This is a genomic window from Rhizobium sp. BR 315, assembly GCF_050577975.1.
Taxonomy (GTDB): Bacteria; Pseudomonadota; Alphaproteobacteria; order Rhizobiales; family Rhizobiaceae; genus Rhizobium; species Rhizobium miluonense.
Window position 1 is genome coordinate 16712 of sequence record NZ_JARWKZ010000017.1, and the last position, 14606, is coordinate 31317.

Consider the following 14606-nt stretch of genomic DNA (forward strand, 5'->3'; position numbering starts at 1 on the left):
CTATATGCCGTCGCGCACAGGATTTGTCATCTTCCTGAAACACGAGTCTGGTTTTGGAATAGTCAAGGCTAGGATAGGGCACGGACATTGAGTTCGTGAATGAAAACATGGACACCCGGCGATTCCGAACACTGTTCATTTCTGACGTGCACCTCGGTTCGAAGGCCGCCAAGGCGGATTTTCTGATCGATTTTCTCCGTCATCACGATGCCGACACCATCTACCTGGTCGGAGATATCGTCGACGGTTGGCGCCTCAAGCGGAACTGGTATTGGCCGCAGGACTGTAACGACGTCGTGCAGAAGCTTCTGCGCAAGGCGCGCAAGGGCACGCGCGTCGTCTATATCCCCGGCAATCACGATGAATTCCTTCGCGATTTCCCGGGCATGCACTTCGGCGGCATCGAGGTGGCGCAACGCGCCATGCACGAAACGGCCGACGGTAAGAAATATCTCGTGCTGCACGGCGACGAATTCGACGTCGTCGTTCGCAATGCCCGCCTGCTCGCTTACCTTGGCGATTGGGCTTATGACATGGCGATCCTGATCAATGTCGGCCTCTCGGCAGTGCGCCGCCGCCTGAACATGCCTTATTGGTCCTTCTCGGCATGGGCGAAGCTGCAGGTGAAGCACGCGGTGAATTTCATTGGTGAATTCCAGCGTGTCGTTGCCGAGGAAGCGAGACGCAACGATGCAGACGGCGTGATCTGCGGCCACATCCATCATGCGGTCATCGAGGATCTCGATGGCATCCGCTATATCAATACCGGCGATTGGGTGGAGAGCTGCACGGCGATTGCCGAGCATGAGGACGGCACGTTCGAACTGATCACCTGGCAAACAATTCTCGAGACGCAGCCTGCCGGCGCGCCGGCCGAAGAATTGCCGCAGTCGCTGGGCGCTCAGGCCGCGTGATTTCGATGCGTCTTCACGCGCTCAGTAATGGCCTGTCATAATTATTGACTGCCGGGAAACGTCTGTTGTGCCGGACTTTACCGGGAACGTTTCAGTTCGACTATTTCTCGCCATAGTCGTGCTCACGATAGAGTGGTAGGGACAAATAGGTTCCCTTCAGGTCTATCATGATTCCCGCGATAAAATCTTTCCAGGGTGAGGGTGCGCCTCCGTATTTCCGCTTGCGCACCGCATTGTCCTATTGTGCGCCGTTGTTCGTCAACGGCATCGCCCTGCCGTTCTTCCCCGTCTGGCTGGCGGGGCTGAATTTCAGTGATCATGAGATCGGCCTGGTGATTGCCGTGCCGATGGTCGTGCGCGTTCTCGTGACGCCTGTTATCGCAGTGCTCGCCGACCACATGAAGGAGCGCGCCGATGTGCTGTTCTGGTCGGGCGGCCTGTCGCTGCTGACGGCGATCGCGCTTTACTGGACCAGCGAATTCTGGCCGGTGCTGCTCGTCTATGGCATCCAGGGTGCAACCTATGCGCCCTATCTGCCGGTGGTCGAATCCATCGCCATGTCAGGTGTGCGGCGCTGGGGCTTCGACTACGGCTCGATGCGGGTCTGGGGGTCGATCACTTTCATCGTCTCGACGCTGCTCGGGGGACAGATGATCGGAATGTGGGGCGGCACAATGGTGCTTCCCGTCATGGTCGCGGGTTTCGTGCTGACCATGCTCATGGGCCTTGTCTCGCCGCGCATCGGACCGACGCGGCGGCGCAACCAGCCGATCAATTTGCAGCCGCCAACGGGGAGTTTGCGCTCACCGCAGCTGCTCATCACCATGATCGGTGTCTCGGTCCAGCAATCGAGCCACGCAATGCTCTATACGTTCGCGTCGATCTATTGGCGCAAGCTCGGCTTTTCAGGCAGCGAGATCGCAGTTCTCTGGAGCATAGGCGTCGCCGCCGAGGTGATGGTTTTCTTCCTGTCGAAAATGTTGAACCGCCGTTTCAGCGCGTGGACGCTGATCTTCTTCGGTTCGAGCGTCTGCGTCCTGCGCTGGGCCCTGTTTCCCTTCAATTTCGGCTTCCTGGGTTATTTCCTGCTGCAAGCCCTGCATGCCTGCACCTTTGCCTGCGTGCATACCGGCATCCAACGCCGTATCGTCGCCTCGGTTCAGGAAACGCAGGAATCAGCGGCCCAGGGCGCCTACTATTTCTATAACGGCATGTTCCTCGGCCTGATGACGCTGGCGTCCGGCTATCTTTATGCCTGGCTGGATCTCGACAGCTATTATGTCATGGCTGCGCTGGCGGCTCTCGGTCTGGCCATGGTGATCTTCGCGCGCGGCCTCCAATCCAAGGGCTCGGCGATCGGTGGAGACGCGCGCGGCGTCTCATGACGCAGATGCAACAAATTCATTTGGATATCAAAAAGCTGTGACATATGTTGGCCACGGCGCGGCATGGCAATTTCCTATGCAGTCGGTGTATGAAAGATCGGCGTCGGACGGGGCTCCCGAGTCGGCGTTGATGATGCCAGATCTGAAAGACACATGAGCTTGAAAGCAGCCGAACAAAAAACCGATGCACCCAGGATCGATGACGAGGGCGATGGCCGTGGGCATCGCTATCGGCTCGAGGGCAATTGGCGTAGCGCCAATGTGCATGGCGTGCTGCGGCAGATCGAGCAGCTCTCGAAACGGAGCGCGGGCGGCGAGGTCGTCATCGATCTTTCCGGTCTCTCGGATGTCGATACGGCCGGCGCATTGCTGATCCGCCGGCTGAAGGAAAGCCAGGAAGCACACAAGGCCCACGTCACGATCGAAGGCTCCAATCCCCACATTGATGAATTGCTGACGGCTTTCGATGAGGATCCCCATGCTGAATCCGGGGAGCCGAAGCCGAAAAAATCCCTGCCGGAGCGTTTTCTCGAACCCGTCGGGAAAAGCGTCTATGAAATCTGGGGCAATCTGGTTGCCGCCATGTATATCCTGGGTTCGGCCGTGCGTGGCGCTCAGCTCAAGTTCGGGCGCGGCAGCGGCGTTTCGCCGGCTTCGATCATCAACCAGATCGATCACATGGCGGTGCGCGCCGTTCCGATCATCCTGCTGATGTCGTCGCTGATCGGCGCGATCATCGCGCAGCAGGGGGCATTCCAGCTGCGCTATTTCGGCGCCGAAGTCTTCGTCGTCGATCTCGTCGGCATCCTGCAATTGCGCGAAATCGGCGTGCTTCTGACTGCGATCATGATCGCCGGCCGTTCGGGCAGCGCGATCACCGCCGAAATCGGCTCGATGAAAATGCGCGAGGAGGTGGACGCCCTGAAGGTCATGGGCCTCAACCCCATCGGGGTGCTGATCTTTCCGCGGCTAGTGGCGCTGACCGTTGCTCTGCCGTTGTTGACGGTCATTGCCAACTTTGCCTCGCTCTTCGGCGCTGCGATGGTCACCTGGGCCTATTCCGGCATCACTGTCGCGACCTTCATTTCGCGCCTGCATGAGGCGGTCAGCCTTTCCACGGTCATTTCCGGGATGATCAAGGCGCCGTTCATGGCCTTGGTCATCGGCATCGTCGCGGCGGTCGAGGGGCTGAAGGTTGGAGGCAGCGCGGAATCACTGGGCCAACATGTGACCTCGTCGGTGGTGAAGTCGATCTTCGTCGTTATCCTGATGGACGGGCTGTTTGCCATGTTCTACGCCGCGATCGATTTCTGAGGGATGGCAACTATGAGCGCGCTTCACTCGGAGACCCCGTTGGAAAAAGATGAGCAAGGCAGGGACATCGTGCTGTCGGCGCGGGATGTCACCGTGGCTTTCGGATCGAAGGTCGTCCTCGATAAATTGAATCTCAATATCTATCGCGGCGAAATCTTAGGCTTCGTCGGCGCTTCCGGTGCGGGCAAGTCCGTGCTGTTGCGTACGGTGCTGCGGCTGCTACCGCGCCGCGCCGGCAAGATCGAGATCCTTGGCGAGGACTACGACACGCTCTCGGAGCCGGAGCGCAACCAGCTCGACATGCGGCTCGGCGTTCTCTTCCAGCAGGGGGCGTTGTTTTCATCGCTGACGGTGAAGGAAAACATCCAGGTGCCGATGCGGGAGTATTTGGACCTGCCGCAAGAGATGATGGATGAATTGGCGCTGATGAAGATCCGCATGGTGGGTCTGGCGGCCGATGCCGCCGATAAATATCCCTCGGAGCTTTCCGGCGGCATGATCAAGCGCGCAGCGCTTGCCAGGGCCCTGGCGCTGGATCCCGACCTTGTTTTCCTCGACGAGCCGACCTCGGGGCTCGATCCTATCGGCGCAGCGGAGTTCGACGAGTTGATCGCCCGGCTGCGCGACACGCTCGGCCTGACCGTTTATATGGTGACTCACGACCTCGACAGCCTTTTTTCCGTCTGCGACCGTATTGCCGTTCTTGGACATAAGCGGGTATTGGTGGAAGGAACGGTTGAGGACATGCTCGCCTGCGATGACCCCTGGGTGCAATCCTACTTCAAGGGCAAGCGCGCACGTTCGATCGTGCCGCGGGATGACATCAGGGGCCGTAACGACGACAAAAGCGCAAGCGCCCACAGCCGCGAGAAGTGACTGGAGATTATGGAAACCAAAGCCAATTATACGATCGTCGGGTTCTTCACGCTGCTTGTCATCGCAGCCGCCTTCGGCTTCGTCTACTGGATGGCCGAATATGGCCGCGGCGGACCGATGGTCGAACTGGTCGTGCGCATCCCCGGTTCGGCAAACGGTTTGAGCGTCGGCTCGCCGGTCCGCTTCAACGGTATTCAGGTCGGCTCGGTGCAGAGCCTGTCGATCGACGCGGACGATCCGAACTATTCGCTGGCTTTCACGCAGGTGCGTGTTGACGCGCCGGTTTATACCTCGACCAAGGCCATCCTCGAGATCCAGGGTTTGACGGGTGCCGCCTATATCGAGCTTTCCGGCGGACGCAACGGTGACGAGAATATTTTGAAACGCTCGGTCGATACCGGAAAGCGCGCAGTGCTGCTGGCAGATCAATCGAGCGTGACGAACCTGCTGGCGACGGCGGACAAGATCCTGAACCGTGCCAATGATACGATCGGCGACATTCAGGGCTTCATCTCGGATTCGCGAGGGCCGTTGACCGATACGGTGCGCAATGCGCAGAAGTTCTCCAAGGCGCTCGCCGACAATTCCGACAATATCGACAAGTTCCTGGCGAGTGTCGGTCAGCTGTCCGATACTTTCAAGACGGTCTCGACCCGCGTCGACTCGACGCTGGATGCGATCGAGAAGCTGGTGCGCGCCGTCGATGCCCAGAAGATCAACGACGTCGTCGCCAATGCCGACAGGATCACGGCCAATGTCGCCGATGCTACGACTGACCTGAAGGCGACCATTGCCAGCTTCAAGCAGACGGCCGACACTTACACGACCTTCGGCCAGAAGGCGCAAAAGACCTTGGATCGCGTCGATGAGATCGTTGCACAGATCGATCCCGCGAAGATCAAGGGATCGGTCGATGACATCGCTGACGTGACGAAACAGGCTCGCACGGCGGTTGCGTCGATACGGGACGTTGCCAATTCGGTTGCCGCGCATCAGCAGGACATCGACCAGACGATCGCCAATGCGCGGGAGATTTCCACCAAGCTCAATGCGGCATCCGGCAAGGTCGATGGGATACTGACCAAGGTCGATTCCCTGCTCGGCAACGACAGCACGCAATCGCTGTTCGCCGAAGCCAAGGATACGCTCGAATCCTTCAAGAAGATGGCTGACAACCTCAATTCCCGCATCGGGCCGATCGCCGACAATCTGCAGAAGTTCTCGGGCGGCGGCTTGCGCGATGCCCAGACGCTTATCAACGATATGCGCGGCACGGTTGACAATCTGAATGCGACTATCACTAATTTCGACCGTAACCCGCAGCGACTGATCTTCGGTGGCGATACGGTGAAGACATATGACGGCCGCGCGCGGCATTGATGAACAGCGATATCTGGTCTCCAGGGGATAAGCGAAATATGGTCGGTTGCGTGTCGAGTGAGCGTCATCAGGTGTGGAAAGCTGTGATCGCGTTGCCGTTGCTCGCAGCCTTGCTCGGGGGCTGTGGCACCTCCAGCAACAACGACACCTACGATCTTTCCGCTTCGGCGAAGGCAAATGGACCTTCCGCCAAGGGCAAGCAGATCCTGATTCCGCCGCCGACCGCGCTGCAGGCGCTGGACAGCAACCAGATCGTCATTCGTGTTTCGTCTTCGGAAATCCAATATCTCGGCAAATCGCAATGGAGCGACAAGCTGAGCAAGATGGTGCAGTCCAAGCTGGCGGAAGCCTTCGAGAACACCGGCAAGCTCGGCGGCGTCGGCGTGCCGGGGCAGGGACTGGCGATCGACTATCAGATCGTCACTGACATTCGCGCCTTCGAGATCAATGCCTCCCGCGGCCAGAAGACGGCGATCGTCGAAATCTCGGAAAAGATCCTGAACGACCGCTCTGGCACGGTGAAGGCGCAGAACGTCTTCCGTAAGGTCGTGCCGATCAGCGGCGGCAGTAACCCCGATTTCGTTCGGGCGCTCGATTCGGCGTTTGCGGGCGTGACGGGCGAGCTTGTAGACTGGACGCTGCGCTCGCTTTGAGGGCGTCTACCGCTCCATAAGTTCTTTCAGTGTTTTCAGATCCCGCAGGACATGCGCGGCATCGGCCGCGAATTGCTCTTCAGTCATGCCTGGAAGCCGGAGCAGGGTGAACATGACCTCGCAGCCATCGCCGTTCGGCACGATCCTCAGAGAATTGTAAACCTGCAGGCCTGATTCCAAGGTCACCCTGTGATCTATGACGCCGAAGTCGTTGTGAGGCGTAAAGCGCACGCGGGCGGCACCGAGGGTGCCTTCGGCGATCCAGTCACCACCATCCTGCGTCAATCCAAATGCCAGGCCCGAGGCCCAGAAAGGCATGTTTTGCGGACGGCTGGCGTAACCGTAGACCTCTCTCCAATCGCGATCGATGGAGATATGCACGATCTTCGCGCTCATGGTCGACACGGTGGTTTCCTCCTCTATATGATCCTTCACGGGGCTGCGATCGGCTGGGCAAGCGCGGGTTTGCAAATGGATGAATTACAAATCCCGCAACATTCTTGCACAGTCCTGCAAAGGGGACGATTCACGGCTTGCGAAGGCTTGCCGTTTTTCGCCCGGAGTGCAACAACAACCCCGAACGCAGGGCTGTCGCCGGTCGCGCCGAGTGTCGGCGGCATTGCGTCACATCGGATGTTGCTGCGTCCTCCGGTTCCTCGGGATGGGGACGGATGCAGTCAACGACTCACTGGAGGATTGTCGTGGAAAAGGCAGAAATCGGGCTGATCGGTCTTGCTGTGATGGGATCGAATCTGGCGCTCAACATCGCCGAAAAAGGCAACAAGATCGCAGTGTTCAACCGTACGCCACAGGTGACGGATGAATTCTACGCCAATGCTGGCGCTCTCAAGGACAAGATCATTCCTTGCAAGACGATCGAGGAGTTCGTCGAGGCGATCCGTCCGCCGCGGCCGATCATCATCATGATCAAGGCTGGCGAGCCGGTCGACCAGCAGATGGCGGCGCTGCAGCCGTATCTCGACAAGGGCGACATCATGATCGACGCCGGCAATGCCAATTTCCGCGACACGATCGCCCGTTTCGACCGTCTCAAGGACACTGGCCTGACCTTCATCGGCATGGGCGTGTCCGGTGGCGAGGAAGGTGCGCGCCATGGCCCGTCCATCATGGTCGGCGGCACGGAAGACTCCTACAAGCGCGTTGAGAAGGTGCTGACGTCGATTGCGGCCAAGTACAATGACGATCCGTGCGTTGCCTGGCTCGGCAATGACGGTGCCGGCCATTTCGTCAAGACGATCCACAACGGCATCGAATATGCCGATATGCAGATGATTGCCGAAATCTACGGCATTCTGCGCGATGGCCTTGGCAAAAGCGCTGCCGATATCAGCTCGATCTTCGGCAACTGGAACAAGGGCCGTCTCAACTCCTACCTGATCGAAATCACGGAAAAAGTTCTCGCCGCCAAAGACCCGGCAACCGGCAATGCCATGCCGGACGTCATCCTCGACAAGGCCGGCCAGAAGGGTACTGGCAAGTGGTCTGCCATCGAAGCCCAGAACATGGGCATTCCGGCAACCGCGATCGAAGCGGCCGTTGCAGCGCGTAGCCTGTCGGCTCTCAAGAGCCAGCGCGAGGCAGCCGAGAAGATCTTCGGTACGCCGGACTACAAATTCCCGATCGCTTTCGGTCCCGACCTGCTGAAGGATCTCGAGCTTGCGCTGTTTGCCGCCAAGATCGGTGCCTATGCGCAGGGCTTTGCCGTCATGGCGGAGGCTTCGAAGGAGTTCAACTGGTCGCTGCCGATGCCCGTCATCGCCAAGATCTGGCGTGCCGGCTGCATCATCCGTTCGCAGTTCCTCGACGAGATCACCAGCGCCTTCACCAAGACCCCGGATGCGGCGAACCTGATCGTCACGCCGGCCTTTGCCGAGATGGTCAAGGAATCGATCCCGTCGCTGCGCCGCATCGTTTCGGCTGCGACCGCTGCCGGTCTGCCGGTCCCGGCACTTGCTTCGGCACTGACCTATTTCGATGCCTATCGCCAGGCGCGCGGCACTGCCAACCTGATCCAGGCTCAGCGCGACTTCTTCGGCGCGCACGGCTTCGACCGTGTCGATGGCAAGGATATCCACCACGGCCCATGGGGTAGCGGCGCTCAGGGCTGAGAAGCCGGTCGAATGCGATTATGAGAAAAGCCCGCCGGAGAAATCCGGCGGGCTTTTTATCGTCAGCTCTTTGGCCATACGGGCGAACTGATGCTTTGCAGCAGTTCCGGCTCTATGCCGTCAATGCGGGCGATGATGGACTTGGCCAGCTCCCGGCCACTCTGGCGGACATCCTCATAGATTGTGATGATCTCCGGACGGATCCAGTTCAGCACGTCGGTCGATTGCTTGGCGACCATATCGATATCGCGACCGAGGCGGAAACCGGCCGCTTCGATGCCGGCATTGACGGCAATGGCGCCGGCGCCGCTCGAACAGACGATACCATCGGGCGGATGCGAGGAGCGCATCAGCGCTTCGACGCTGTCTCTGATATCGGCGAGCGGCGCATCGGTCGTTACCCTCAGCGGGATCTCTTCGGCGCCATATTCATGAAGACCGATCTGGAAGCCGATACGGATATGCGAGTAATAGGTCAGCTTGCTGACGGGTTGCAGCAGGGCCAGCCGTCGCCGCCCCTTGGCGACCAGCGCGCGTACGGCCTCATGGGCGAAAGCCTCGTTGTCGAAATCATGGAAGGGGTGGACGATGCCCATATCCGTCCGCCCATGCGTAGCGAAGGGCAGGCCGCGTTCGTGCATCAGCCGAACACGTGGATCATCCGGCTCCGTACGCGATATGATGACGCCATCGGCCGAGCCGGTATCGAGGATGTAGCGCACGGGAACCAGCGGGTCCTTGCTGTGCGAATGCGGCGTGATGACCAAGTGGTATTGCGTGCCTGCCAGAACCTCGGAAATACCGAAAACCATCTGGCTGGTGAAGCCCATGATTTCCTCGTCGATGCTCAGCACCAGCGCTATGACATTGGTCTTGCCGGTTCTCAGGCGTACGCCGGCGCGGTTCGGCTGGTAGCCCAATTGCCGGGCGACCATGCGCACTCGCTCCTTGGTCTCCGCGCCGATGTCGGGGGCATCCTTCAATGCGCGCGACACGGTGGTAATTCCGAGCCCTGTCATGAAGGCGATCGTCTTCAGCGTCGGTCGCTCCGGGGCCTTCTGCGGGCTGTTTCCTGAAATTTTCTTATTGTCCATATCGTTCCAGCTCGCCTCCCGGCCGCCCGCCTCGGCCAATCCGCTTATATTGCTCATGCCCGTGCCGCAAGCATAGATGCAATGCTGTGGCTCGTCCGTCAGTGCTCAAAACTGTAACGATACAGTGCGAATGTCGAGTGTTATTTTGGAGGTATCTTCCGTCGATATGCCCATTGGTTGTATCGCCAATCGTCATCGAGGAATCTTGCACTGGCTGGCGAAATGAGGAGTGATTGTCATGCTATTTTCCCAAAAATGGCGATAAATCAGCTAATTATACCAATATCTCTCCCTCGTGTATTGCCGGTACGGACAATGTCGCGCACAGGTAAAATCTTGCTTACAGGTTGTATATTCGATTGCCTTCAAAAAAATCACGGACAGGCTGTTGCGTGCCGAAAACGATTCGACTAGGCTTTTCCGGCAACGTTTCAGTGAGGGAGGAAAACTCATGAATATTCGTTTGGTGGCGGCCGCACTGGCTGCTTCGGTCGTGTTGCCCCTGGGAGCAGCCAATGCGACCGATCTCGAGGTAACCCATTGGTGGACGTCCGGCGGCGAAGCGGCTGCCGTGGCCGAGCTGGCGAAGGCGTTCGACGCCACCGGCAACCACTGGGTCGATGGCGCGATTGCCGGCTCCGGCGGTACCGCGCGTCCGATCATGATCAGCCGCATCACCGGCGGTGATCCGATGGGCGCCACCCAGTTCAATCATGGCCGCCAGGCGGAGGAGCTTGTCCAGGCTGGTCTCATGCGCGACCTGACCGATGTGGCGACGAAGGAACACTGGAAGGACATCATCCGCCCATCGAGCCTGCTCGATTCCTGCACCATCAAGGGCAAGATCTATTGCGCCCCGGTTAATATCCATTCCTGGCAGTGGCTCTGGCTCTCGAATGCCGCCTTCAAGAAGGCTGGCGTTCCGGTTCCGAAGAACTGGGATGAGTTTGTCGCTGCCGCTCCCGCACTGGAGAAGGCTGGCATCGTTCCGCTCGCCATAGGCGGTCAGCCCTGGCAGGCTACCGGCGCCTTCGACGTGCTGATGGTCGCCATCGCCGGCAAGGATACTTTCCAGAAGGTATTCAGCGAGAAGGACGCGAAAGTGGCGGCCGGGCCGGAAATCGCCAAGGTCTTCAAGGCTGCCGATGACGCCCGCAAGATGGCCAAGGGGTCCAATGTTCAGGATTGGAACCAGGCCACCAACCTGGTCATCACTGGCAAGGCCGGTGGGCAGATCATGGGCGACTGGGCGCAGGGCGAGTTTGCTCTTGCAGGCCAGAAGGCCGGCACGGACTATACCTGCCTTCCGGGCCTCGGCGTCAACGAAATCATCTCGACAGGCGGCGATGCCTTCTACTTCCCGTTGCTGAAGGATGATGCCAAGTCCAAGGCTCAGGACGTGCTCGCCAAGACGCTTCTCGACCCCAAGGTTCAGGTCGCTTTCAACCTGAAGAAGGGCTCGTTGCCCGTGCGTGGCGATGTCGATCTCGGATCGGCCAACGACTGCATGAAGAAGGGCCTCGAAATCCTGAAGAAGGGCAATGTGATCCAGGGGACGGACCAACTTCTCTCTGCCGATACGCAGAAGCAGAAGGAAGACCTGTTCTCCGAGTTCTTCGCCAATCCTTCGATGACGCCGGAAGCGGCGCAGAAGCGCTTCGCCGATATCATCGCCGCGGCTGATTGATCTCAATCCTCTGACTGTCGTGACGCCGGTCTCCTATTGGTGGCCGGTGTCACGGCCGGAGCCACATTATGTGATCCGGTTCGCCACAGCACCCTTTATGGGCGGCGGACCTGCATCTATGTGAGCATCACTGTGGATGAGGATGAAGCGCGGGAGCCGCGGTCGCAAACCCGGTTTCTGATCGTTGAAGCACTCGCGATGCAGAAGGAGCTAGAATGACGGGTCAAGCGAAAGCCGGCCGGCCAAATCAATATCTGCGCAATCTGAACTCGAAGATTGCATCTATTCCAATGATCCTGACGGCCGTCGTCATCTTTCTGGGCGGCTCAATCTGGACGGTGGTTTATTCCTTCACCAGTTCAAAGCTGCTGCCGCGTTTGAACTTCGTCGGATTGGATCAGTATCACCGCCTGTGGGCGGCGCCGCGCTGGATAATATCCATCGAGAACCTTGCGGTTTACGGCATTCTTTCGATGATTTTCAGTCTTTTGATCGGCTTCGTGCTGGCAGCATTGATGGACCAGAAGATCCGCTTCGAAAATACGTTTCGCACGATTTTCCTTTATCCATTCGCCCTTTCCTTCATCGTTACCGGCCTCGTCTGGCAATGGCTGCTCAATCCCGAATTTGGCATCCAGTCCGTGGTGCGTTCGCTCGGCTGGACGAGCTTCACCTTCGATCCGCTCTATACGCCGAGCATTGTCATTTACGGCGTGCTGATCGCGGCCCTTTGGCAGGGGACGGGCCTTGTGATGTGCCTGATGCTCGCGGGCCTGCGCGGCATCGACGAAGACATTTGGAAGGCCGCGCGCGTGGACGGTATCCCGATGTGGCGGACCTATCTGTTCATCGTCATTCCGATGATGCGTCCGGTCTTCATCACGACCCTCGTCATCATCGCCAGCGGTATCGTCAAGGTTTACGACCTCGTCGTCGCACAGACGAGCGGCGGCCCCGGCATCTCTTCCGAGGTCCCCGCGAAATACGTCTACGACTACATGTTCCAGGCGCAGAACCTCGGACAAGGTTTCGCAGCCTCCACCATGATGCTGGTGACCGTCGCCATCATCATTATCCCCTGGGCCTACCTGGAATTCGGCGGAGGGCGCAAGCGTGTCTGATTCAATAACTCTCAAGAATGCGAATGGCGCCGCGACGTCGACGGGCAAGACCTTCTCGGGGCCGAATGGCCGCAAGCCTCGTCCGGTGCTCTCCGGCCGCAACATCATGCTTTACGGCACGCTCTTCGTTGCCGCCGTCTACTATCTGCTGCCGCTTTATGTGATGATCGTCACGTCGCTGAAGGGGATGCCGGAAATCCGGCTTGGCAACATCTTCTCGCCGCCGCTCGAAATCACCTTCGAACCGTGGGTGAAAGCCTGGGCGACAGCGTGCACCGGTCTTAATTGCGACGGTCTTTCCCGTGGTTTCTGGAATTCGGTGCGCATCACCGTGCCGTCCACGATCTTCTCGATCGCGATCGCCTCGGTCAACGGATACGCGCTTGCCAATTGGCGCTTCAAGGGAGCCGATCTGTTCTTCTCGATCCTTGTCGTCGGAGCGTTCATTCCCTATCAGGTGATGATCTATCCGATCGTCATCGTGCTGCGTGAGATCGGTATCTACGGCACGCTGTCGGGACTTATCCTGGTGCACAGCATCTTCGGCATGCCGATCCTGACGCTTCTATTCCGCAATTATTTCGCATCGCTGCCCGTGGAGCTTTTCAAGGCGGCGCGCATCGATGGCGCGGGTTTCTGGCAGATTTTCCTGCGCATCATGCTGCCGATGTCGCTGCCGATCTTCGTCGTCGCCATGATCCTGCAGATCACGGGTATCTGGAACGACTTCCTGTTCGGCGTCGTCTTCACCCGACCGGAATACTATCCGATGACCGTGCAGCTCAACAATATCGTCAATTCTGTCCAGGGCGTGAAGGAATATAACGTCAACATGGCGGCGACGATCCTTACGGGTCTTGTTCCGCTGATCGTTTATTTCGTCTCCGGGCGGCTTTTCGTCCGTGGCATCGCCGCTGGCGCAGTGAAGGGTTGATTTATGAATAGTAGCGTTTCAATCAAGGAGCTGTCGCTCGATTTCGGCGCGGTCAGCGTTCTGAAGAACCTCAATCTTGAGATCGAGGATGGTGAATTCCTCGTGTTGCTCGGCTCGTCGGGCTGTGGCAAGTCGACCTTGCTCAACTGCATTGCGGGCCTGCTCGACATCAGCGAGGGCCAGATCTTCATCAAGGGCAAGAACGTCACCTGGGAAGAGCCCAAGGATCGCGGCATCGGCATGGTGTTCCAGTCCTATGCGCTCTATCCGCAGATGTCGGTCGAGAAAAACCTGTCCTTCGGCCTGCGTGTCGCCAAGGTGCCGCAGGACGAGATCAACAAGCGCATCGCGCGTGCGGCTGAGATCCTGCAGATCGAGCCACTCCTGAAGCGCAAGCCGGCTGAGCTTTCGGGCGGCCAGCGCCAGCGCGTCGCGATCGGCCGTGCGCTGGTGCGCGATGTCGATGTCTTCCTCTTCGACGAGCCGCTATCGAACCTCGATGCCAAGCTGCGCTCGGAGCTGCGTGTGGAAATCAAGCGGCTGCACCAGTCGCTGAAGAACACGATGATCTACGTCACCCATGACCAGATCGAGGCGCTGACGCTTGCCGACCGCATCGCGATTATGAAGAACGGCGTCATCATGCAGCTCGACGACCCCACAACGATCTACAACGAGCCGCGCAATCTTTTCGTGGCCGGCTTCATCGGCTCGCCGTCGATGAACTTCCTGCGCGGCGAACTCGTCAATCGCGAGGGCAAGGTGGTGTTTGCGACCAACGACGTGCTGTTCTCGCTCGATGGCTACAAGGCAGGCGAGACCCTGCAGGCCGGCCGCAAGGTCGTGCTGGGCGTCCGGCCTGAGCATATCAAGGTCAATGAAGAGGCAGCATCCGGTGCCGAAATCCACAATGCCACCGTCGATATCGAAGAGCCGATGGGCGCCGATAATCTGCTTTGGCTGAAGCATGCCGGCCATACCATGTCGGTGCGCGTTAACGGTGCCCGGAGGTTTGGCCCCGGTTCGGCTGTGAAGCTCGGCTTCGACATGTCTCTCGCATCGCTCTTTGATGCGCAGACAGAAGTTAGAATGTGATCCCATGCACGGAGGCGGTTTTGC

13 protein-coding genes are annotated in these 14606 nt (G+C 58.9%); 11 read left to right on the forward strand and 2 right to left on the reverse strand.

Annotation, left to right across the window (positions count from 1 at the left end; translation table 11 throughout):
- Positions 1–107 precede the first annotated feature (107 nt).
- The 6 genes from QD409_RS17725 (at position 108) to QD409_RS17750 (ending at position 6522) form a co-directional block, all read left to right on the forward strand.
- Complete coding sequence (locus tag QD409_RS17725) at positions 108–914, forward strand: UDP-2,3-diacylglucosamine diphosphatase (protein ID WP_092854826.1); 807 nt, start codon at positions 108–110, stop codon at positions 912–914.
- 167 nt (positions 915–1081) lie between these two features.
- Positions 1082–2299: an MFS transporter gene (locus tag QD409_RS17730; RefSeq protein WP_430763250.1), complete on the forward strand. Its 1218-nt coding sequence runs from the start codon at positions 1082–1084 to the stop codon at positions 2297–2299.
- 153 nt (positions 2300–2452) lie between these two features.
- Positions 2453–3613, forward strand: a complete 1161-nt coding sequence (locus tag QD409_RS17735; protein WP_092854830.1) for an ABC transporter permease — start codon at positions 2453–2455, stop codon at positions 3611–3613.
- Between the two features lie 12 nt (positions 3614–3625).
- Entirely contained in the window at positions 3626–4489 is an 864-nt protein-coding gene (locus QD409_RS17740) for an ABC transporter ATP-binding protein (protein ID WP_092854832.1), read from the forward strand.
- Positions 4490–4498: 9 nt separating this feature from the next.
- Positions 4499–5869 (forward strand): MlaD family protein, encoded by a 1371-nt coding sequence (locus QD409_RS17745; RefSeq protein ID WP_092854834.1) that lies wholly within the window; start codon positions 4499–4501, stop codon positions 5867–5869.
- 38 nt (positions 5870–5907) lie between these two features.
- Positions 5908–6522 (forward strand): ABC-type transport auxiliary lipoprotein family protein, encoded by a 615-nt coding sequence (locus QD409_RS17750; protein WP_430763251.1) that lies wholly within the window; start codon positions 5908–5910, stop codon positions 6520–6522.
- Between the two features lie 6 nt (positions 6523–6528).
- Here the strand turns inward: QD409_RS17750 and QD409_RS17755 are convergent, their stop codons facing one another.
- The gene (locus QD409_RS17755) at positions 6529–6927 is read right to left on the reverse strand and encodes an SRPBCC family protein (RefSeq protein ID WP_430763252.1); all 399 of its coding nucleotides are present in this window, start codon (positions 6925–6927) and stop codon (positions 6529–6531) included.
- A gap of 296 nt (positions 6928–7223) precedes the next feature.
- Here QD409_RS17755 and gndA point away from each other — a divergent pair, with 296 nt between their 5' ends.
- Positions 7224–8651 carry an NADP-dependent phosphogluconate dehydrogenase gene (gene gndA / locus QD409_RS17760; RefSeq protein WP_092854840.1) on the forward strand — a complete coding sequence of 476 codons (1428 nt, stop codon included), beginning with the start codon at positions 7224–7226 and terminating at the stop codon, positions 8649–8651.
- Positions 8652–8713: 62 nt separating this feature from the next.
- On the opposite strand, the gene QD409_RS17765 is transcribed toward gndA, so the two are convergent.
- Positions 8714–9745 (reverse strand): LacI family transcriptional regulator, encoded by a 1032-nt coding sequence (locus tag QD409_RS17765; RefSeq protein WP_092854870.1) that lies wholly within the window; start codon positions 9743–9745, stop codon positions 8714–8716.
- Positions 9746–10196: 451 nt separating this feature from the next.
- Between QD409_RS17765 and QD409_RS17770 the strand changes: the two genes are divergently transcribed.
- From QD409_RS17770 to QD409_RS17785, 4 genes are all read left to right on the forward strand, one after another.
- The gene (locus tag QD409_RS17770) at positions 10197–11432 is read left to right on the forward strand and encodes an ABC transporter substrate-binding protein (RefSeq protein ID WP_430763253.1); all 1236 of its coding nucleotides are present in this window, start codon (positions 10197–10199) and stop codon (positions 11430–11432) included.
- Positions 11433–11647: 215 nt separating this feature from the next.
- The gene (locus QD409_RS17775; RefSeq protein ID WP_430763254.1) at positions 11648–12553 is read left to right on the forward strand and encodes a carbohydrate ABC transporter permease; all 906 of its coding nucleotides are present in this window, start codon (positions 11648–11650) and stop codon (positions 12551–12553) included.
- Between the two features lie 4 nt (positions 12554–12557).
- Positions 12558–13487: a carbohydrate ABC transporter permease gene (locus tag QD409_RS17780; RefSeq protein WP_430763272.1), complete on the forward strand. Its 930-nt coding sequence runs from the start codon at positions 12558–12560 to the stop codon at positions 13485–13487.
- Between the two features lie 3 nt (positions 13488–13490).
- The gene (locus QD409_RS17785) at positions 13491–14582 is read left to right on the forward strand and encodes an ABC transporter ATP-binding protein (protein ID WP_092854846.1); all 1092 of its coding nucleotides are present in this window, start codon (positions 13491–13493) and stop codon (positions 14580–14582) included.
- The last annotated feature ends 24 nt before the right edge of the window (positions 14583–14606 follow it).

Bases quoted from the DNA above. Each gene is read 5' to 3' on its own strand.
- QD409_RS17750 (WP_430763251.1), top strand. From the start codon at position 5,908: ATGGTCGGTTGCGTGTCGAGTGAGCGTCATCAGGTGTGGAAAGCTGTG.
- QD409_RS17730 (WP_430763250.1), top strand. From the start codon at position 1,082: ATGATTCCCGCGATAAAATCTTTCCAGGGTGAGGGTGCGCCTCCGTAT.
- QD409_RS17765 (WP_092854870.1), bottom strand. From the start codon at position 9,745: ATGGACAATAAGAAAATTTCAGGAAACAGCCCGCAGAAGGCCCCGGAG.
- QD409_RS17740 (WP_092854832.1), top strand. From the start codon at position 3,626: ATGAGCGCGCTTCACTCGGAGACCCCGTTGGAAAAAGATGAGCAAGGC.
- QD409_RS17775 (WP_430763254.1), top strand. From the start codon at position 11,648: ATGACGGGTCAAGCGAAAGCCGGCCGGCCAAATCAATATCTGCGCAAT.
- QD409_RS17785 (WP_092854846.1), top strand. From the start codon at position 13,491: ATGAATAGTAGCGTTTCAATCAAGGAGCTGTCGCTCGATTTCGGCGCG.
- QD409_RS17745 (WP_092854834.1), top strand. From the start codon at position 4,499: ATGGAAACCAAAGCCAATTATACGATCGTCGGGTTCTTCACGCTGCTT.
- QD409_RS17770 (WP_430763253.1), top strand. From the start codon at position 10,197: ATGAATATTCGTTTGGTGGCGGCCGCACTGGCTGCTTCGGTCGTGTTG.
- QD409_RS17735 (WP_092854830.1), top strand. From the start codon at position 2,453: ATGAGCTTGAAAGCAGCCGAACAAAAAACCGATGCACCCAGGATCGAT.
- QD409_RS17725 (WP_092854826.1), top strand. From the start codon at position 108: ATGGACACCCGGCGATTCCGAACACTGTTCATTTCTGACGTGCACCTC.